Raw genomic sequence first — 17,986 nt, forward strand, 5'->3', positions numbered from 1 at the left:
GGGCACAAGCGGCCGACGGCAGAGCGGTCGACCGGCACGCACGGGTTTATGCATGATCGTAGGAGGCGGGGCCGGTGGTGCCGGTCCCGGCGGGAAGGAGGACGGTATGGACGTGCTGACCGAGGCGCTGGCCTCGATGAGAACCGGTGCGCCGCAATCGGTGCGCACGGACGGGCGGACGCCGTGGGCGTTCCGGCTGCCGTCCACCGCCGGTGCGGGATTCCATGTGGTGCTGCACGGGGCCTGCTGGATCTATCCCTTCGAGCACAGCACGACACCGATCGCGCTCGGTACCGGCGATGTGATCTTCGTGCGCGACGGGTCCGGGTTCACCCTGGCCGACCATCCGGATACCGAGCCGGAAGTGCCACGGCCGGAACAGTTCACGACGCGACCGCCGGTCGGGTCGTTGCAGCTCGGTGGTGACGGCGCGCTGACCAGCCTGCTGTGTGGCAACTACCACCTCGACGGGCAGCGGCCGCATCCGCTGCTGCGGCAGTTGCCCGAGGTGATCCACATCCCGGCCCGGCACGGACGACACCCGGAGCTCGCCGCCGCCGTCCAGCTGCTGGGGTCCGAGCTCGACAATCCGCGGGCCGGTTCACACGGCATCGTGCCCGCTCTCATCGACGCGCTGCTGCTCTACATCCTGCGCGCCTGGATCGACGAGCAACCGCAGCACGCCGGTTCGGGATGGGCTGCGGCCCTGCGTGATCCGGCGATCGCCGAGGCCCTGACGGCGATTCACGAACACCCCGCCGCGGCCTGGACGGTGCAATCGCTGGCCGATCATGCGGGCCTGTCCCGCGCCGCCTTCGCCCGGAGATTCGCGGCCATGGTCGGTGAGCCGCCGCTGGCCTACCTGACCCGCTGGCGTCTCACCATCGCCGCCCGGCTGCTCCGCGAGGACGACCTCACCGTCGGCACCGTCGCCCAGCATGCGGGCTACGGCTCGGAATTCGCCTTCAACAAGGCGTTCAAGCGCGAATACGGCCTCGCCCCGGGCCGCTACCGGCGGCAATCCCGCGCCGCCTGAGGGAGTTGCCCGCGCCGCATCGATCGGCGAGCGCGGTCGCTGCACTCGGCGGCAGACAGCAGGTGCCGTGGGGTGGACCAGCGCACACCGCAGTCCAGGTCACACCGCAGTCCGGAGCTGCCACCGGCTGGGGCACGCCGCCGTCCGGGGCAGACGGCCGTCCGACGTGGGTCGGACAGACGGATTGTTCAGAGCCAGGTGTCGAGAGTGGTGGTGGTGAGGAAATGGTCCAGATCTGCGCGCCAGGGGGCGGGGACGGTCTTCTCCGGCTCGATGGCGGTGTACTGACCGCGGTAGAACAGCAGGGGGCGGCCGGATTCGGTGGTCTCCGAGAGGGCCAGGACGCGGCCGATCACGATGTTGTGGTCACCGCCGTCGATCACCTCGGAGACCGTGCACTCGATGGCGGCCAGCGCCTCGTCGATGCGGGGGAGGTCGAATTCGGTGGCGTGCCAGGCGGTTCCCGCGAACTTGTCCGGTTCGCGGGAGCCGAAGCGGGCGCACAGTTGCTGTTGTTCCTCGGCGAGCACGTTGACGCAGAAGCGGCCCGCGTGCTCGATCGCGGCCCAGGTGCGCGACTGTTTGGTCGGGCAGAACAGCACCAGGGGTGGATCCAGCGACAGGGCGGCGAAGGACTGACAGGCGAAGCCCACCGGGGTGTGGGCGTCGTCGAAGGTGGTGATCACGGTGATGCCGGTGCAGAACTGCCCCAGCACATTCCGGAATCGGCGGGCGTCGATCTCCGGGAAACCGCTGTCCGCCACTGCTTCCGAGGTCATGTCGGCCATCCTCTGTCGCTGGTCCGGGTGGTGCGCTCGTACGGGTGGCCGGGGTTACCGGAACCCGATGCTGAAGTCGTGGCCCCACAGGCTGAGCGCGGTCGACTCCCGGGCGATCCAGGACTCGTCCTCGACTTCCAGTCCCTCACAGCCGAATTCGATGTCGAATCCACTCGGCGACTTCATGTAGAACGACAGCATCTTGTCGTTGATGTGCCGGCCGAGGGTGGCCGACATCTTCACCTTCTTGCGCAGCGCGCGGTCCAGGCAGAGCCCGACGTCGTCGGAGTTCTCCACCTCGACCATGAGGTGCACGACGCCGGTGGGGTTCGGCAGCGGCAGGAACGCCAGCGCGTGATGGCGCGGATTGCAGCCGTAGAACCGCAGCCAGGCCGGTTCGCCGTCGGCGGGCCGGCCGACGATCTGCGGGGCCAATCGCATCGAATCGCGCAGCCGGAAGCCGAGCACGTCCTGGTAGAAGGTCTGCGCCGCGGCATCATCGGTGCAGGTGAGCACGACGTGCCCGAGGCCCTGCTGCGCGGTGACGAACCGGTGCCCGTAGGGGCTGACGAACCGCCGGCCCACGTACTGCGCGCCGTAGAACGCCTCGAGCGTGTTCTCGGACGGATCCTGGAAGCGGATCATGCCCTCGACACGGCGTTCGGCCAGTTCCTCCTTGGTGCCCTCGGTGAACGGCACCCCGGCCTTGTCCAGGGCCTCCCGGAGTCGTTGCAGCGCGGGGGCATCGGTGACCTCCCACCCGGCGACCAGCAGCCGGTCCTGTTCGCCGGGCACGATCACCAGGCGGGCGGCGAACTCGTCCATCCGCAGGTAGAGGGCGTCCGGGTCGGCCCCGTCGCCCTCCATCATGCCGAGCACCTTCAGGCCGTATTCGCGCCAGGCCGCCACATCGGTGGTCGAGATGCGCAGGTATCCGAGTGCCTTGATACTGCTCATGCCCGCTTCTCCTTGGGAGTGAGGAAATCCACTGCCAGCCGGTTGAATTCGTCGAACTTCTCCAATTGTGCCCAGTGGCCGCAACCCCCGAACACGTGCAACTGCACCCGCGGGATGGTCTTCAGGGCCACCAGGGCGCCGTCGAGCGGGTTGACCCGATCCTCGCGGCCCCAGATCAGCAGCACCGGCTGCCGCAGCTTGTACGCGTCCCGCCACAGCATGCCGAGTTCGAAATCCGCCGAGGCGAACGACTTTCCCATCGCCCGGGTGGCCGCCAGCGCCTCCGGGGTGCTCGCCGAGGCGAACCGCTGCTCGACCAGTTCCGGGGTGATCAGCGACTGGTCGAACACCATGATGCGCAGGAACGCCTCGATGTTCTCCCGGGTCGGCTGCACGTTGAACCGGCCCAGCGCCTTGACGCCCTCGGTCGGGTCCGGGGCGAACAGATTGGTGCTCAGGCCGCCCGGACCCATCAGCACCAGACGCCCGGCCCGGTCCGGATTGTCGAGTGCGAAGCGCACCGCCGCGCCGCCGCCGAGCGAATTGCCCAGCAGGTGCACGCGTCCGGTGATCTCCAGGGTGTCCAGCAGGTCGCGCAGCGCCGAGGAGCTGTGCACGAAGTACTGCGGATGGTCGATCGGCTTGTCGGACAACCCGAATCCGGGCTGGTCGACCGCCAGCACGTGGAAGTCACGGGCCAGCACCGGGATGTTGCGGGCGAAGTTGGACCAGGACGAGGCACCGGGCCCGCCGCCGTGCAGCAGCACGATGGTGGGACCGTTGCCCACGCCGGCCTCGTGGTAGTGCAGCCGCAGATCCGGCCGCACCTGGGCGTACCGGGAGGTGGACTCGAAGGTCAGCTCCTCGGTCGCGAGCTCGGCGGCCCGCGGGGGCGGCGTCATCAGACCATCCCGTCGGTGACCGGCAGGCCGAACTCGTGGGTGCCGTACATCACGTAGGCCCGCTCGGGATCGTTGGCCGCGTGCACCCGGCCGGCGTGCGCGTCCCGCCAGAAACGTTGCAGCGGAGTGCCGTTGGCCAGCGCGGTGGCGCCCGAGCTCTCGAACAGCTTGTCCACGGCCGAGATCGCCCGGCCGGTGGCACGCACCTGGTCGCGGCGCGCCCGCACCCGCAGGTCGAACGGGATCTCCTTACCGGCCACCAGCAGGGCGTACTCGTCGGCGACATTGCCCGACAGCTGCCGCCAGGCGGCGTCGATATCGCTGGACGCCTCCGCGATCCGCACCTTGGCGAACGGGTCGTCCTTGGCCTTCTCCCCCGCGAACGCCGCCCGCACCCGCTTACCCTGGTGTTCCACGTGCGCGGCGTACGCGCCGTAGGCCATCCCCACGATCGGGGTGGAGATGGTGGTGGGATGCACGGTGCCCCACGGCATCTTGTACACCGGATCGGTATTGCGCTCCAGGCCCGGCGCGGTGAGGTCGTTCATCGCCTTGAAGCTCAGGAACCGGTGCCGGGGCACGAAGACGTTCTCCAGCACCAGGGTGTTGGATCCGGTGCCGCGCAATCCGACCACGTTCCACACGTCGTCGATGCGGTAATCGCTGCGCGGGATCAGGAAGCTGCCGAAGTCGACCGGCTTGCCGTCCTTGATCACCGGGCCGCCGACGAAGGTCCACTGCGCGTGGTCGCTGCCCGAGGACCAGGCCCACGACCCGTTCACCAGATAACCGCCGTCGGTCACCACACCCGCGCCCATCGGGGCGTACGAGGAGGAGATCCGCACCCCGGTGTCCTCACCCCAGACATCCTCCTGCGCCTGCTGATCGAACAGCGCGAGATGCCAGTTGTGCACGCCGACGATGCCGGACACCCAGCCGGTGGAGCCGCAGGCGCTGGCGATCGTGCGGACGGTGTCGTAGAAGACGACCGGGTCGGCGGCGTAGCCACCCCACTGGCGCGGCTGGAGCAGCCGGAAGAAGCCGGCCTCCTGCAACGCCTTGATGGACTCGTCGGGGATGCGCCGCAGATCCTCGGCCTCCTGCGCGCGCTCGCGCAGCGCCGGCAGCAACGCTTCGACTCGTTCAGTTACTTCTTGCGTCATCTCTCGGCGGCTCCTGCCTGCTCCTACCTGCTCGAACGCCTTCGCGAGGCCCTCACGCAGGCGCTGTACTCCTGTCGAGACTAGAACACGTTACTACTGCTGTCGAGAACGGGTGACCATCGGGGCCGGAACAAGCGCTTTGCCTGGTGACCAAGGGAATAACTAGCGCAGACGCCCGCAATTTTGTAACGTGTTCTAGTACGTCCAGAGGAGGGATCACGATGGCAGAGACAACACCGCGGCCGGGCGGGAAGGTACGTGAGATCGATGTCGGACCCATGCCCACCCGTTACGCGCGCGGTTGGCATTGCCTCGGTACGGTCGCGCAGTTCCGGGACGGCAAGCCGCACGCCATCCAGGCGTTCGGTACCAAGCTCGTGGTGTGGGCCGACGGCTCCGGCGATCCGAAGGTGCTCGACGCCTACTGCCGGCACCTCGGTGGCGATCTCAGCATGGGTGAGATCAAGGGCGACTCGATCGCCTGCCCGTTCCACGACTGGCGCTGGGGCGGCAACGGCCGCTGCACCGCGATCCCCTACGCCCGGCGAGTGCCGCCGCTGGCCCGCACCCGCTCCTGGACCACCCTGGAACGTAACGGCCAGCTGTACATATGGCACGACCACGAGGGCAATCCACCCCCGGACGAGGTCACCATCCCGTACATCGAGGGCCCGTACACCACCGCGGACGGCGCGCCGAGCGAGCAACTCGGTGAACGCTGGACCGAGTGGACCTGGGAGACGCTCTACATCGAGGGCGCCAACTGCCGCGAGATCATCGACAACGTGGTCGACATGGCGCACTTCTTCTACATCCACTACGCGTTCCCGACCTACTTCAAGAACGTGTTCGAAGGGCATGTGGCCACCCAGTACCTGGAGACCAAGGCCCGGCCGGACATCGGCCTCGCCGCCAAGTACGGCGGAGAATCGCTGCTCCGCTCCGAGGCTTCGTATTTCGGGCCGTCCTACATGATCAACCCGCTGGTCAACAGCTACGGCGGGTACGAGATCAAGACCATGCTGATCAACTGCCACTATCCGGTCACGCAGAACTCGTTCGTACTGCAATACGGCCTGACCGTGGAGAAGCCCACCGGCATCGACGACGAGACCGCCAACCGGCTCGCCGCGAGCATGACCAAATTCTTCGGCGACGGCTTCCTCCAGGACGTGGAGATCTGGAAACACAAGTCCAAGATCGACAATCCGCTGCTGTGTGAGGAGGACGGCCCGGTCTACCAGCTGCGCCGCTGGTACGACCAGTTCTACGTGGACGTGGCCGAGATCGACCCGAAGATGGTGCAGCGCTTCGAATTCGAGGTCGACACCACCAAGGCGAACGAGTCCTGGGAGGCGGAGGTCGCGGAGAACATGCGCCGCCGCGAGGAGTCCTCGCAGGAGGCGAGCGCCTGATGACCGACTGGGCGAAGGCACCGAATTTCGCGGACCGGCCCCAGCGGCTGGCCGAGGTGCGCGCCCAGACGGTCGTCGACCGACACGGCCACCTGGAGGCGCGGCTGACTCCAGTGGCGTGCCGCACCTGCGGCACGGAAGTGCTGGTGCGCAAGAGCAGTGCGCATCAGACATCGGTGCAGTGGCCGGTCCATCCCGCCGACCACTGCCCGGTGTTCGAGGAACTCGGCGGCGGCCCCGGCCGCCCCGGTTCCTGCCCGAACCTCCAGCGCAGCATCGACCACGCCGTGGCCGAAGGACTGCTCCCCCTGGAATAACCCTTCTCGTCGCCCCGGTGGAAGCCGGAACTCGAGCACCCCGTCGATCGGCGCGGAATCGACGTCCGGTGTCCGAGCACCGGCTTCCGCCGGGGCGACGGGAAGGTCGGACCATCTGCTGTGGTGGCAGTGAAGCCATGTCCCGACTGCGCCGCATCACCACGGACCCGAACATTGCCACGGCAGCCCGTGGTGCGCGGCCTGCGCTACCGGCGCTGTTCGACAAGCACCTGGACGAGATCGTCGCGCTGCTCACGCACAGTGCCGTCGGGGAACCGGGTCAGGCCGTGACGGCCTGTTGTTCGCGCTGCAATTCCAGGGCGATGTCGATCAGTTGGTCCTCCTGGCCGCCGACCAGTTTGCGTTGGCCGGCGCGGACCAGCATGTCGGCGGCGGAGACGCCGTAGCGTTCGGCTTGGCGTTCGGCGTGTTTCAGGAAGCTGGAGTAGACGCCCGCGTAGCCCATCATCAGGGATTGGCGGTCCAGCAGGCATTCCTGGGGCATGGCGGGGCGGACCACGTCCTCGGCGGCGTCGGCGATGGCGAAGAAATCGATGCCGGTCTTGACGCCGATCTTGTCGCAGACACCGACCAGGGCCTCCACGGGGGTGTTGCCCGCGCCGGCGCCGAAGCGGCGGGTGCTGCCGTCGATCTGCTTCGCGCCCGCGCGGATCGCGAAAATCGAGTTGGCACAACCCAGGTCGAGGTTCTCGTGGCCGTGGAAGCCGACCATGGCGTCGTCGCCGAGTTCGGCGACCACCGCGGCGACGCGGTCGGAGACCTGTTCCAGCACCATCGCGCCGGCCGAGTCGACCACGTACACGCACTGGCAGCCGGCGTCCGCCATGATCCGGGCCTGTTTCGCCAGCACCTCGGGGGGCTGGGTGTGGGCCATCATCAGGAAGCCGACGGTCTCCAGGCCGAGGTCGCGGGCCAGGCCGAAGTGCTGGATCGAGACGTCCGCCTCGGTGCAGTGGGTGGCGATGCGGACGATCGAGGCGCCGTGGTCCTGGGAGACCTTGATGTCCTCCTTCACGCCGACGCCGGGCAGCATCAGGACGGCGATCTTCGCTTGCTTCGCGGTATCGGCGGCGAGCGTGATCAGTTCCTGCTCAGGGGTTTTCGAGAAGCCGTAGTTGAACGAGGAACCGCCGAGGCCGTCGCCGTGGGTCACCTCGATGACCGGCACGCCGGCGGCGTCGAGGGCGCCGACGATGTCGCGGACCTCGGTGGCGGTGAACTGGTGGCGCTTGTGGTGCGACCCGTCGCGCAGTGACGTGTCGGTGATGCGGATATCGATTTCCTGCGAAAAAGGCATGTCCCGCTCTTTTCTACACTCGGGCCGAGATGATCTGGCCGGCGATGACCTCGCCGACGCGGGTGGCGGCGGCGGTCATGATGTCGAGGTTGCCGGCGTAGGGCGGCAGGAAGTCACCGGCGCCCTCCACCTCCACGAACACCGAAACCTTCGCCAGCCCACCGGAAACCACGCTGGGCTCGTCGAACTGCGGCTCGTTCAGCAGCCGGTAGCCGGGCACGTACTGCTGGATGCCGGCGACCATCCGGTGGATCGACGCGGCGATCGCCGCGGTGTCGGCGTCGTCCGGAATGGCGCAGAAGATGGTGTCGCGCATGATCATCGGCGGTTCGGCCGGATTCAGGACGATGATGGCCTTGCCGCGCTCGGCGCCGCCGATGGTCTCCACACCGCGACTGGTGGTCTTGGTGAACTCGTCGATGTTGGCGCGGGTGCCGGGCCCGGCGGACACCGACGACACCGAGGCGACGATCTCGGCGTAGGGCACGGTGACCACCCGCGAGACGGCCGCGACGATCGGAATCGTCGCCTGCCCACCGCAGGTGATCATGTTCACATTCGGTGCGTCCAGCAGCGAGTCCAGGTTCACCGGCGGCACCACCGCCGGGCCCACGGCCGCGGGAGTGAGATCGACCGCGCGGATACCGGCCTCGAGGTATTTCGGCGCGTAGGCGCGGTGCACGTAGGCCGAGGTCGCCTCGAACAGCACGTCCGGAAGCTCCGCCTGCGCCAGCAGCCAGTCCGCGCCCTCGTGCGAGGTCTCCAGGCCGAGATCGCGGGCCCGCTTCAAACCCTCACTGTCCGGGTCGATCCCGATCATCCAGCGCGGCTCGACGAGATCCGAGCGCAGCAGCTTGTAGAGCAGGTCGGTGCTGATGTTGCCGGAACCGACGATCGCAGCCGCGACCTTCCGATGGGCTGTCACGTTCGCGTCTCCTCACTCGAATGTCAAACGAACCGAACCGAGTCCGGCGAACTCGGCGTGAAAAACATCACCCGGGTGGGCATCGATGGCCCGGGTGCAGGATCCGGGCAGCACGATGTCGCCCGCGCGCAGCCGCACCCCGAAGGCGGCGACCTTGCGGGCCAGCCACGCCACCGCGACGGTCGGATCACCGAGCACGGCATCGCTGCGGCCCGTGGCGACCACCTCGTCGTTGCGGGTCAGCACCGCATCGATCGCGGTGATGTCCAGCCCGGCCGGTGCCACCCGCGCGGCGCCGAGCACCCAGCCCGCCGACGAGGCGTTGTCGGCGATGGTGTCGCACAGCGCGATCTTCCAGTCCCGGATCCGGGTGTCGATCAGCTCGATCGCCGGCGCGTAGGCGACGGTCGCGGCCAGCACGTCGGCCTCGGTGCACTCCGCACCGGGCAGATCCGCGCCGAGCACGAAACCGACCTCGACCTCCACCCGCGGGTAGAGGTAGTTCGACGCGACCACCGGGACCTGTTCGAACACCGCCATCTCGCCGAGCAGGTGCCCGTAATCGGGCTCGTCGACACCCATCATCTGCTGCATGGCCTTCGAGGACAGTCCGACCTTATGGCCGATCACCCGCGCGCCGGCGGCCACCCGCCGCCGGATGTTGATCAGCTGGATCTCGTAGGCATCCACCACATCGATGCCGGGATACCGCACCACCAGCGGATCGACCGGGACGCGGTCGCGTTCGGCGGCCGCGAGCTGCGCGGCCAGTTCCTCCTGCACACCGTTCGACAGCACTGCGTTCCTTCCTGCGCACCCGATCGTCGTGCCACCGATCCCGGCGTCGGCCATCCCGTGAGCACGGCACCGTGACGACCGAGATCGGGCAGATGCAAATTGGAACGAGTTTACCCGTGCCCATCTGATCATCTGCCAGTCCAATATAGACCGGACCGGGACCGATTCTATAACGTGTTCTACATGAGTGATCGGGAATACGACGTCGTGGTGGTCGGCAGCGGCGCTGCCGGCATGACCGCCGCCCTCACCGCCGCCCATCACGGGCTGCGCGCGGTGATCATCGAGAAGGCCGCCCATTACGGCGGATCCACCGCGCGCAGCGGCGGTGGGGTGTGGATCCCCGGCAACAGGGCGCTGAAGGCCGCCGGCCGCGGCGACGACGCCGACCGCGAGCAGGCCCGCACCTACCTGCACAGCATCATCGGCGACGCGGTGCCCGCGGATCGCATCGACACCTACATCGATCGCGGCGCGGAGGCGTTCGACTTCGTGCTCGACCACACCCCGCTGAAGATGAAGTGGGTGCCCGGCTACTCCGACTACTACCCGGAGGCCCCCGGCGGACGCGGCGAGGGCCGCTCCTGCGAACCGAAACCGTTCGACGCCAAGATCCTCGGCGCCGAGCGCTTCAAGCTGGAACCGCCGTACGCCAAGGCCCCGATGAACGTGGTGGTCATGCAGGCGGACTACCGGCGGCTCAACCTGATCCGCCGCCATCCGATCGGCATCATGCGCGCCCTGCGGGTGGGCGCGCGCACCTACTGGGCCAAGGCCACCGGCAAACACCTGCTCGGCATGGGGCAGGCGATCATCGCGGCCATGCGCAAGGGCGTGCTCGACGCACAGGTGCCACTGCTGCTGGAAACCGCGATGACCGCCCTGATCGTCGAGGACGGCCGGGTCGTCGGGGTCGAGGCCACCCAGGGTGGGGAGACCGTGCGATTCCGCGCGAAGTACGGAGTCGTGCTGGGCGCGGGCGGTTTCGAGCGCAATGCCGAGATGCGCGCCAAGTACCAGCGCCAGCCGATCACCACCGACTGGACCACCGGCGCGGCGGCCAACACCGGCGACGGCATCCTGGCCGGGCTGGCGGTCGGCGCGGCCGTCACCTGCATGGAGGACGCCTGGTGGGGGCCGACGGTGTTCAAGGGCGGACGACCCTGGTTCGCGCTGGCGGAGCGGAATCTGCCGGGTGCCATCATGATCAACACCGAGGGCAAGCGGTTCGGCAACGAGTCGGCGCCCTATGTCGAGGCGGTGCACACCATGTACGGCGGTGAGTACGGACAGGGCGAGGGCCCCGGCGCCAACATCCCCACCTGGATGGTGTTCGACCAGCGCTACCGCAACCGCTACATCTTCGCGGGACTGCAACCGGGACAACGGTTCCCGTCGCACTGGATGGCCGACGACAACATCGTGAAGGCCGGCAGCCTGGCGGAGCTCGCGCAGCGGATCGGCGTGCCCGCCGAGCAACTGGCCGAGACCGTGACACGGTTCAACGGTTTCGCCGAGACCGGCACCGACACCGACTTCGGCCGGGGCAACAGCCATTACGACCGCTACTACGGCGATCCGACCGTGAAGCCGAATCCGTGCCTGGCCGCGCTGGTGCAGGCGCCCTACTACGCCGCCAAGATGGTGCCCGGCGACCTCGGCACCAAGGGCGGCCTGGTCACCGACCCGGCCGGGCGGGTGCTGCGCGAGGACGAGACCGTCATCGACGGCCTGTACGCCGCGGGCAACAGCTCGGCGCCGGTGATGGGCCACACCTACGCCGGACCCGGCGCCACCATCGGCCCGGCGATCACCTTCGGCTATCTGGCCGTGCAGGACATCGTGGCGCGGGCGCAGCGCACCGCGGTCGCGGCGGAATAACATCGACGAGCCGGAGCTCGGACACAGGAGACTGGAAAAGAATGCCGATTGATCCGAAAGTCGCACTGGGAGCGGCGCTTCCGACACAGGAAATGGCGTGGGAGCCGTCCGACGTGCAGCTGTACCACCTGGGCCTGGGCGCCGGGGCCCGCTGGACGGACCCGCGCGAGCTGCGCTACCTGAACGACCGCGAACCACAGGTGCTGCCGACCTTCGCGACCGTGGCCGGCACGCTGCGCGACACCGATCCGCCGCGGGTCAGTTACCCGGGCATCGAGATCGACCTCGCGAAGGTGGTGCACGCCAGCCAGGAGATCGTGACGCATCGCCCGATCCCGCCGCGCGGCAAGGCGACCGCGACCGGCCGCGTCGCCGAGATCTGGGACAAGGGCTCGGCCGCGGTGGTGGTCGAGGAGTTCAGCGTCGTCGGTTCCGACGGGCAGCCGCTGTGGACGGCCCGCTCCTCCCTGTTCGCCAAGGGCGAGGGCGGCTTCGGAGGCGAGCGCGGACCGAGCAACAAGGCCGGACTGCCGGACCGCGCACCGGATTTCGAGGTGCTGAGCCCGACACTGGCGCAGCAGGCGCTGCTGTATCGGATGCTCGGCGACCGCAACCCGCTGCATTCGGATCCGGAGTTCGCGCACGACGCGGGCTTTCCGAATCCGATCCTGCACGGGCGCTGCACCTACGGCATCGTCTGCAAGGCGGCCACCGACGCGGTGCTGGATTCGGACGCGGCCCGGGTCGCCGGATTCCGGGCGCGGTTCACGGGCGTGGTCTATCCGGGTGAGACGATCCGGTCCCGGATCTGGCGCGACGGCAACGAATTGACCGTCGCGGCAACGGTGGTGGAGCGCGACGACACCCCGGTGCTGGCCGACGTGGTGTTCACCGTTCGCGACTGAACGGGATCGGCGGGCCCCGCCGAGGTGGCACTGCCCGGCAATGACCGGGCATGCCGCTGCGCGGAGGCCGACCGGCGCTACTTGGGGAAACCGGTGGCGAAGAGTCCGCCGATGGCGACTGCGCAGAGGACGGCGATGATCGGAATAATCCACATGGTCAGCGATACTACGAGCAGTAGTACTCGCTGACCAGCGAGTGTGGACATGGTCACCTTTCATTGCCACCGGCTATGAGTCGCCGTCCGCACCGCCCGGTGTGGTCGCCAGACCACGCACGATCCAGGCGTACAGCACGATCACCAGCACCGGAGCAGCCAGCGGCGCCCAGGCCAGACGGACCGGCACCGCCGCCGCGGCCACCGCGGCGGCGGCGAACAGCAAGGCCCCGGCGACCGAGGGCAGGCTGGTCGGGACCACCCCGGCGGGCGCTCGCACGGCCGCGGCGCCGAGCAGATAGGCCGTCACCACCAGACCCGTCGCCGCACAGACCAGCGTGCTCGCCCCCGGCCACAGCAGTACGCCCAGGGCGGCCAGCGCCGCGGCCACCGCGGCGACCCGCCACCACCAGCCGGCCACCACCAGCGCCAGGACCGCGGCGCCCGCCCACGGCAGCACGATCGCCGTCGCCACCGCGAGCAGCAGGCCGGACAGCACGGCGAGGAATCTGGTCATCGGGGCGCCATCCGCACCGCGGAAGTCGAGGTCATCGCCGCACCCGCACCATCCGGCGCCGCTGCGGCAACAGCCGCAGCACCTGATCCAGGCGCGCGTCCTCCGGCCAGGCCACGATGTCGACCCCGAGCGTGCTCATGTCCCGGTACATCGCCGAGCGCTCCAGCTGCCACATCCGGGCCAGCGTCGGATCCGGATCCGGGCGGAACGGCGTGCCGCGCAACACGTCCACGACCACCACGGTGTGACCGCGCTTGCGCAGATCGATCAGCGCCAGCGCGAACTGGGTGTCGAGCAGGGTGGAGAACGCCACCACCACCGCGCCCAGCGGCACCGCCGGATGCGGGGCCAGCGTGCCGGTGGTGCGCAGGTGCTCGTCGCCCACGTCGAGCACGGTGTCCACGATCCGGTAGAACTGCCGTCGCCCGATATCGGCCCGCAGCCATCGCGGCGCCTGGCCCAGACAGACCACCGCGGTGCGGTCGCCCGCCTGCAACGCCGACTGCGCCACCTGCGCCGCGCCCCGCACCGACAACTCCAGCGCATCCGCGGCCGGACCCGGTGCCTGCATCGAATTGTCCACCAGCACAACCACGTCCGCGGCGCGATCGGTGAGCCGCTCGGTCACGTACAGGCGGCCGCGCCGCGCGCTGACCGGCCAGTTCACCGTCCGCAGCTGATCGCCGGGGGCATAACCGCGGATGTCGGCGTACTCCACCCCCGGACCGTGGCGGCGGGTCGGATGGGTGCCGATGCGCTCGGGCAGTTCGATGCGCGGCAACCGCAACCGCTGCGGATCGGCGATCGGATACACGAACACCTCACCGGCGGGCAGCGACACCGACGCCGCCACCAGTCCCGCCGGCCCCAGCGCGTCCACCCGGGCTCGCACCGGATAGCGTCCCCACCGCGCCGCCGACACCACCAGCCGCAACCCCGCCGGCGCCACCCCGGAATCGACCGCCTCGCCGACCCGAATCTCCGCCCCCGGCACCGGTTCCGGCCGCATCCGCAACAACGCGTGCCCACCCGCCACCGACGCGGCGATGCCGAGCACCACCTCCTCGGTCTCGAAACACCGCTGCACCCCGTCCCCGTCTATCGCGATCCGGGTGCGCGACGACTGCAACGGCGCCGACGCCAGCACTCCCAGCAGCGGCGCCGCGAACACCACCGGCTGCCACCGCCCCAGCACCACCCCGGCGACCAGCGCCACGGCCGCCACCACCGCCAGCATGTACACCAGCGGCGCAGGCCGCCACACCAATTCGGCCTCCACCACGGTGCCGCCGTCCCGATGCCTCACGGCCGCCCACCACCCCACCGGCGCGGCCGGACATCCCGCGGCTTTGCCCCGGCCCGTCCACCCGGATGCGATTGTGCGGCTTTGCTTCTCGGACGGCACCAGTGACCGCGATCGAGCAGTGCCGCGGGCGGGAGGCCGGTCATGAGGTGGCGGCGCGGGGGACGGGAAGGCGGCGTAGCAGTTCGGCGATCACGTCCTCGCCGCGGATGCGGCGGACCCACATCTCGGGGCGCAGCGTGATGCGGTGGGCCATGGCCGGAATCGCCAGGGCTTTCACGTCTTCGGGGATCACGTAATCGCGGCCGAGCAGCAGGGCGCGGGCGCGGGCCATCTGCACCAGGTCGAGTTCCGCGCGGGGGCTGGCGCCGACCTCGACCTGCGGGTGGCCACGGGTGGCGGCGGCCAGGGCGACCACGTAGGTGATGACATCCGGGTGCACCGTGACGTATTCGACCGACTGCCGCATCTCCAGCAGACCGTGCGCGTCCACCACCCGGCCGACCTGCGGCGGCGCCGCGCCGCGCTCCAGGCGGCGGCGGATCATCCGGGTCTCGTCCTCCTCGGACAGATAACCCAGCCGCAGTTGCAGCGCGAAGCGGTCCAGTTGGGCCTCCGGCAGCGGGTAGGTGCCCTCGTACTCGATCGGGTTGTCGGTGGCGAGCACGACGAAAGGCTGTGGCAGCGGGAAGGTTTCGCCGTCGATGCTGACCTGTCCCTCGGCCATCGCCTCCAGCAGCGCGGCCTGGGTCTTCGGCGGGGTGCGGTTGATCTCGTCGGCCAGCAGCATGTTCGTGAACACCGGGCCGCGGCGGAAATTGAAACGGCCGGAGGACATGTCGTAGATGGTGGAGCCGATCAGGTCCGCGGGCAGCAGGTCCGGGGTGAACTGCACCCGGGTGAAGTTCAGACCCAGTGCGGCGGCGAAGGATCGGGCGATCAGGGTCTTGCCGAGGCCGGGCAGGTCCTCGATCAGGACATGCCCGCCGGACAGCACCGCCACCATGATCAGCTGGAGTTCCTCGTGCTTGCCGACCACCACCCGGCCGATCTCGCGCAGGACCGCCTCGGTCCGCGACACGGTGAGATCCATCGGTGCCGTCATGATCGCCTCACATCTCCTGCAATCGGCGCAGGATCTCGTCCAGTGCCGCGCGGCCCGGCGCCCGCTCGTCCTGGGCACGCGGCCGCGTGTTCTCGGGGTCGACCCACTGCCACAGCTCGGGTCCGAACTGCATGCGGCCCACCGCGGCGGTCGCGCGCCGATCCTTCGCGAGCCGATGCCCGGTGGACAGTTCGAACTCCTTGGCCAGCAACGGCCGCAGATGCCGATCCCAGTCCGCCCGGGAACCGTCGGCGCGGTCGGCCAGCATCTGCGCGCGAGCGTGCCAGCGCCGCAACATCTCCGCCGGGCCGTTCTCGATCTCGGTGTCCTCCGGCGCGCCGGCTGCCGGGCGGCGGACGGTCAGTGAGCGGATCAGCAGCGCGAGCGTCGCGGTCAGCGGCACCGCGGCCAGCACCGGCGCCAGACCGCGATGGCCGCGCAGCGCGATCAGTTCCACGGCGGCGATCAGGACGGCCGCGCCGCCCGCCGCCACCGGATACGGCAGCACCGCATGCTCCCGGCTCATCCGCGTTCCTCCCGGAGATCCCGCAGCACGATGCGCAGCAGTTGTTCGGCCCGCAGCCGTTGCCATTCCAGCATCGCGTGCGGGCTGAACCGGGCCTCCTCGAACAGCGTCACCAGTTCGCGCGCGGAGGCGTCGTGCAGGGCGCCGCGGTCGAAGGCGCGGGCCAGCACCTCGGAGGGGGTGTCGGAGATCAGCGGGGCGACCTCGCGGGCCTGGGCCAGGCCGCGTTCCATCGCGCCGTAGCAGGCGATGATCGCGGTGCGCGCGTCCTGATCGCCGGAGGCCAGGATCGCCGCCAGCCCCAGCTCCGCGACCTGGGCCAGCGAGACCGCGGGCGGGTCGGCGTCCGGGACCACGACGACCGGCCGGGTGTCGATCCGCTGCCGGGTCCCGGCCGCGACGGCGACCATTGCGGCCAGTGCCACCCCGACCACCACCGCCGCGGTGATGCCGATCAGGATCAGCACGTGATCGTCGGCCGATGGGGTGCCGGAGAACGGCAACGGGGCCGGCGGTGGCGCGGAGGTGGTCGCGGCGGCCGGGGGCTGCGGGGTGGGCCGGGCGGTGTCGCCACGGTGGCCGACCAGTACCGCGGCGGTCCAGCCCGCGGCGATGGCCAGCGCCAGCAGCGCGCACAGGGCGAGCAGCACCAGCGTCGCCTGCCACCACCGGACCGGCCGCCGATCGGCGCGGCGCTGTGCGGCGGGAACGGCAAGCGGCAGCCGATGTTCGCTGGTCAGCACCCCGGCCAGCAGAATCACCACCGAGACCAGCGACAGCGCCGGCATCAGGGCGTATCCCAGCACCGACGGCGGCGATCCGGCCCGCGGGCCGCCGGCGCCCGGCACGAATCCGCGCAGCGCGACGACGGCGAGCGCGACCAGCGTCAGCAGCCCTGCCGCGCGCGACACCACGAGGCGCGCTCCGCCCACGAATACTCCCGGAATAGCGATACAGCCGTAAACAGCCACATGGTGACATGCCGGAAGCACCGGCAGCGGGGAAATGAAGACACATTCTCCCCGACTGTCGCAGGAATTCGCTCCGCACTGGCCGCGCGGCTCCGCCATTGTGACGATCCACAATTCCGCGGCTCCGCCGCACCTCCCGGCACGGGCCGGACCGGCGGGTTCACCCGGTTCCGCCGCGCCGGGGGAGCCGGGTTCCCGGAAATTGAAAACGCGCCTCACGTAATTTCGCGCACCGCATCGAATTTCCCGCCGCGCCGAATACCCGGTTTCTCAGACATCCTGATTTCCCGCGCCGGACGCGGTGCCGGTCCGCCGATCCCGAGCACGCACACCGCGCCGGCACCGCGGTCGCGGTATCCGGCGGCCCGATGCCTCGGCCGGTCGTCGACGGGCTGCCGGTCCGGCCGGGGCACCAAGGCCACGGTGCCCGGCAGCCCCGGTACCGGGCCGTGCCACCGCCGGATGCCGAAACCGGCCGGGCGAATTCGACGCGAACCGCGCCACGCCGACCGTACCGGCGGTACGGATCGGCGTGATGCGCAACCCGTAGGCTCGCCCGGAGACGTGCGGCCGACGCCCCGGACACCCGCACCGGCCGATCGTTCGCCGCGCGAATCTTCTTGTCCGCCGGACGGTTCCGGCGCCCTACCGGCCACGGCCGCGACCGGCGCTCGGCCGCCGCGGGCGGCCGTCCGCCGCGGGCCGCCGAGACCCCTACCGGCCCATACCGTATCGAACTGCTCACAACGACGGTGGGTACTCACCTGGGGCACAGGTGAATCCGGCATACTGGCGGCATGACCGTCACGATCAAGGTTCCCGAGACCACCCGTGACAGGCTGCATCGGCTGGCTGCTGCCCATGGGCTGACCCTGGCTCAGCAAATCGAGCGCCTGCTGACGGGACCTGCCGCGCAACAGAAGCCGGCCGTCGCCGACTACCCGGACGGCTGGCCGCTGTCCGCCGAGGACATCGACGCCGAGCTGGCGCGCCGATTCGGCCTGTAACACATC

General features: G+C 69.7%; 19 protein-coding genes. 6 read left to right on the plus strand and 13 right to left on the minus strand.

Annotated elements, in window-relative coordinates:
• The first annotated feature begins 106 nt into the window (after nt 1-106).
• Nucleotides 107-1,036 (plus strand): AraC family transcriptional regulator, encoded by a 930-nt coding sequence (locus LBW94_RS14055; RefSeq protein WP_225053971.1) that lies wholly within the window; start codon nt 107-109, stop codon nt 1,034-1,036.
• 188 nt (nt 1,037-1,224) lie between these two features.
• Here LBW94_RS14055 and hsaB read toward each other — a convergent pair whose 3' ends face one another.
• Genes hsaB through hsaA form a run of 4 tightly spaced genes read right to left on the minus strand, consistent with a single transcriptional unit; the run spans nt 1,225 to nt 4,837 of the window.
• Nucleotides 1,225-1,824, minus strand: coding sequence for a 3-hydroxy-9,10-secoandrosta-1,3,5(10)-triene-9,17-dione monooxygenase reductase subunit (hsaB, locus tag LBW94_RS14060; RefSeq protein ID WP_323137858.1), 600 nt, complete (start codon nt 1,822-1,824; stop codon nt 1,225-1,227).
• A gap of 45 nt (nt 1,825-1,869) precedes the next feature.
• On the minus strand, nt 1,870-2,772 hold the full coding sequence (hsaC, locus tag LBW94_RS14065; RefSeq protein WP_225053968.1) for an iron-dependent extradiol dioxygenase HsaC: 903 nt from the start codon (nt 2,770-2,772) through the stop codon (nt 1,870-1,872).
• Nucleotides 2,769-3,674 carry a 4,5:9,10-diseco-3-hydroxy-5,9,17-trioxoandrosta-1(10),2-diene-4-oate hydrolase gene (hsaD, locus tag LBW94_RS14070; RefSeq protein WP_225053967.1) on the minus strand — a complete coding sequence of 302 codons (906 nt, stop codon included), beginning with the start codon at nt 3,672-3,674 and terminating at the stop codon, nt 2,769-2,771. The genes hsaC and hsaD overlap by 4 nt, the downstream gene beginning before the upstream one ends.
• Complete coding sequence (hsaA, locus tag LBW94_RS14075) at nt 3,674-4,837, minus strand: 3-hydroxy-9,10-secoandrosta-1,3,5(10)-triene-9,17-dione monooxygenase oxygenase subunit (RefSeq protein WP_225053965.1); 1,164 nt, start codon at nt 4,835-4,837, stop codon at nt 3,674-3,676. Before hsaA ends, hsaD begins: the two co-directional genes overlap by 1 nt.
• Nucleotides 4,838-5,058: 221 nt before the next feature.
• Here hsaA and LBW94_RS14080 point away from each other — a divergent pair, with 221 nt between their 5' ends.
• Nucleotides 5,059-6,252 carry a Rieske 2Fe-2S domain-containing protein gene (locus LBW94_RS14080; protein WP_225053964.1) on the plus strand — a complete coding sequence of 398 codons (1,194 nt, stop codon included), beginning with the start codon at nt 5,059-5,061 and terminating at the stop codon, nt 6,250-6,252.
• Nucleotides 6,252-6,569 carry a hypothetical protein gene (locus LBW94_RS14085; protein WP_225053962.1) on the plus strand — a complete coding sequence of 106 codons (318 nt, stop codon included), beginning with the start codon at nt 6,252-6,254 and terminating at the stop codon, nt 6,567-6,569. Before LBW94_RS14080 ends, LBW94_RS14085 begins: the two co-directional genes overlap by 1 nt.
• 280 nt (nt 6,570-6,849) lie before the next feature.
• On the opposite strand, the gene dmpG is transcribed toward LBW94_RS14085, so the two are convergent.
• From dmpG to LBW94_RS14100, 3 genes are read right to left on the minus strand one after another with little or no spacing between them, the layout of a single operon-like run.
• Nucleotides 6,850-7,887: a 4-hydroxy-2-oxovalerate aldolase gene (dmpG, locus tag LBW94_RS14090; RefSeq protein WP_225053961.1), complete on the minus strand. Its 1,038-nt coding sequence runs from the start codon at nt 7,885-7,887 to the stop codon at nt 6,850-6,852.
• A 13-nt stretch (nt 7,888-7,900) separates the two neighbouring features.
• The gene (locus LBW94_RS14095) at nt 7,901-8,812 is read right to left on the minus strand and encodes an acetaldehyde dehydrogenase (acetylating) (RefSeq protein ID WP_225053959.1); all 912 of its coding nucleotides are present in this window, start codon (nt 8,810-8,812) and stop codon (nt 7,901-7,903) included.
• 12 nt (nt 8,813-8,824) lie between these two features.
• Entirely contained in the window at nt 8,825-9,610 is a 786-nt protein-coding gene (locus LBW94_RS14100; RefSeq protein ID WP_225053957.1) for a 2-keto-4-pentenoate hydratase, read from the minus strand.
• A 183-nt stretch (nt 9,611-9,793) separates the two neighbouring features.
• Between LBW94_RS14100 and kstD the strand changes: the two genes are divergently transcribed.
• Nucleotides 9,794-11,491 carry a 3-oxosteroid 1-dehydrogenase gene (kstD, locus tag LBW94_RS14105; protein WP_225053956.1) on the plus strand — a complete coding sequence of 566 codons (1,698 nt, stop codon included), beginning with the start codon at nt 9,794-9,796 and terminating at the stop codon, nt 11,489-11,491.
• Nucleotides 11,492-11,532: 41 nt separating this feature from the next.
• Complete coding sequence (locus tag LBW94_RS14110) at nt 11,533-12,396, plus strand: MaoC family dehydratase (RefSeq protein ID WP_225053954.1); 864 nt, start codon at nt 11,533-11,535, stop codon at nt 12,394-12,396.
• A 77-nt stretch (nt 12,397-12,473) separates the two neighbouring features.
• Here LBW94_RS14110 and LBW94_RS14115 read toward each other — a convergent pair whose 3' ends face one another.
• The 6 genes from LBW94_RS14115 to LBW94_RS14140 form a co-directional block, all read right to left on the minus strand.
• Nucleotides 12,474-12,602 carry a hypothetical protein gene (locus LBW94_RS14115; RefSeq protein WP_255633659.1) on the minus strand — a complete coding sequence of 43 codons (129 nt, stop codon included), beginning with the start codon at nt 12,600-12,602 and terminating at the stop codon, nt 12,474-12,476.
• A 22-nt stretch (nt 12,603-12,624) separates the two neighbouring features.
• Nucleotides 12,625-13,068 (minus strand): hypothetical protein, encoded by a 444-nt coding sequence (locus tag LBW94_RS14120; RefSeq protein WP_225053953.1) that lies wholly within the window; start codon nt 13,066-13,068, stop codon nt 12,625-12,627.
• A gap of 31 nt (nt 13,069-13,099) precedes the next feature.
• A complete protein-coding gene (locus tag LBW94_RS14125; protein WP_225053951.1) occupies nt 13,100-14,374 on the minus strand; it encodes a DUF58 domain-containing protein in 1,275 nt (424 codons plus the stop codon).
• Between the two features lie 139 nt (nt 14,375-14,513).
• A complete protein-coding gene (locus LBW94_RS14130) occupies nt 14,514-15,476 on the minus strand; it encodes an AAA family ATPase (protein WP_225053950.1) in 963 nt (320 codons plus the stop codon).
• A 7-nt stretch (nt 15,477-15,483) separates the two neighbouring features.
• Nucleotides 15,484-16,002, minus strand: a complete 519-nt coding sequence (locus tag LBW94_RS14135; RefSeq protein WP_225053948.1) for a hypothetical protein — start codon at nt 16,000-16,002, stop codon at nt 15,484-15,486.
• Nucleotides 15,999-16,934: a DUF4129 domain-containing protein gene (locus LBW94_RS14140; RefSeq protein ID WP_225053946.1), complete on the minus strand. Its 936-nt coding sequence runs from the start codon at nt 16,932-16,934 to the stop codon at nt 15,999-16,001. Before LBW94_RS14140 ends, LBW94_RS14135 begins: the two co-directional genes overlap by 4 nt.
• Nucleotides 16,935-17,770: 836 nt before the next feature.
• Between LBW94_RS14140 and LBW94_RS14145 the strand changes: the two genes are divergently transcribed.
• Complete coding sequence (locus LBW94_RS14145; RefSeq protein WP_225053945.1) at nt 17,771-17,980, plus strand: hypothetical protein; 210 nt, start codon at nt 17,771-17,773, stop codon at nt 17,978-17,980.
• The last annotated feature ends 6 nt before the right edge of the window (nt 17,981-17,986 follow it).

It is taken from the genome of Nocardia sp. alder85J, assembly GCF_020176955.2.
Taxonomy (GTDB): Bacteria; Actinomycetota; Actinomycetes; order Mycobacteriales; family Mycobacteriaceae; genus Nocardia.

What these genes read in the sequence shown, in the direction of transcription:
- hsaC (WP_225053968.1), bottom strand. Translation starts at nt 2,772, where the DNA reads ATGAGCAGTATCAAGGCACTCGGATACCTGCGCATCTCGACCACCGAT.
- kstD (WP_225053956.1), top strand. Translation starts at nt 9,794, where the DNA reads ATGAGTGATCGGGAATACGACGTCGTGGTGGTCGGCAGCGGCGCTGCC.
- hsaB (WP_323137858.1), bottom strand. Translation starts at nt 1,824, where the DNA reads ATGGCCGACATGACCTCGGAAGCAGTGGCGGACAGCGGTTTCCCGGAG.
- LBW94_RS14055 (WP_225053971.1), top strand. Translation starts at nt 107, where the DNA reads ATGGACGTGCTGACCGAGGCGCTGGCCTCGATGAGAACCGGTGCGCCG.
- LBW94_RS14130 (WP_225053950.1), bottom strand. Translation starts at nt 15,476, where the DNA reads ATGACGGCACCGATGGATCTCACCGTGTCGCGGACCGAGGCGGTCCTG.
- LBW94_RS14085 (WP_225053962.1), top strand. Translation starts at nt 6,252, where the DNA reads ATGACCGACTGGGCGAAGGCACCGAATTTCGCGGACCGGCCCCAGCGG.
- hsaD (WP_225053967.1), bottom strand. Translation starts at nt 3,674, where the DNA reads ATGACGCCGCCCCCGCGGGCCGCCGAGCTCGCGACCGAGGAGCTGACC.
- LBW94_RS14135 (WP_225053948.1), bottom strand. Translation starts at nt 16,002, where the DNA reads ATGAGCCGGGAGCATGCGGTGCTGCCGTATCCGGTGGCGGCGGGCGGC.
- LBW94_RS14145 (WP_225053945.1), top strand. Translation starts at nt 17,771, where the DNA reads ATGACCGTCACGATCAAGGTTCCCGAGACCACCCGTGACAGGCTGCAT.
- LBW94_RS14080 (WP_225053964.1), top strand. Translation starts at nt 5,059, where the DNA reads ATGGCAGAGACAACACCGCGGCCGGGCGGGAAGGTACGTGAGATCGAT.
- hsaA (WP_225053965.1), bottom strand. Translation starts at nt 4,837, where the DNA reads ATGACGCAAGAAGTAACTGAACGAGTCGAAGCGTTGCTGCCGGCGCTG.
- LBW94_RS14115 (WP_255633659.1), bottom strand. Translation starts at nt 12,602, where the DNA reads ATGTCCACACTCGCTGGTCAGCGAGTACTACTGCTCGTAGTATCGCTG.
- LBW94_RS14120 (WP_225053953.1), bottom strand. Translation starts at nt 13,068, where the DNA reads ATGACCAGATTCCTCGCCGTGCTGTCCGGCCTGCTGCTCGCGGTGGCG.
- LBW94_RS14110 (WP_225053954.1), top strand. Translation starts at nt 11,533, where the DNA reads ATGCCGATTGATCCGAAAGTCGCACTGGGAGCGGCGCTTCCGACACAG.
- dmpG (WP_225053961.1), bottom strand. Translation starts at nt 7,887, where the DNA reads ATGCCTTTTTCGCAGGAAATCGATATCCGCATCACCGACACGTCACTG.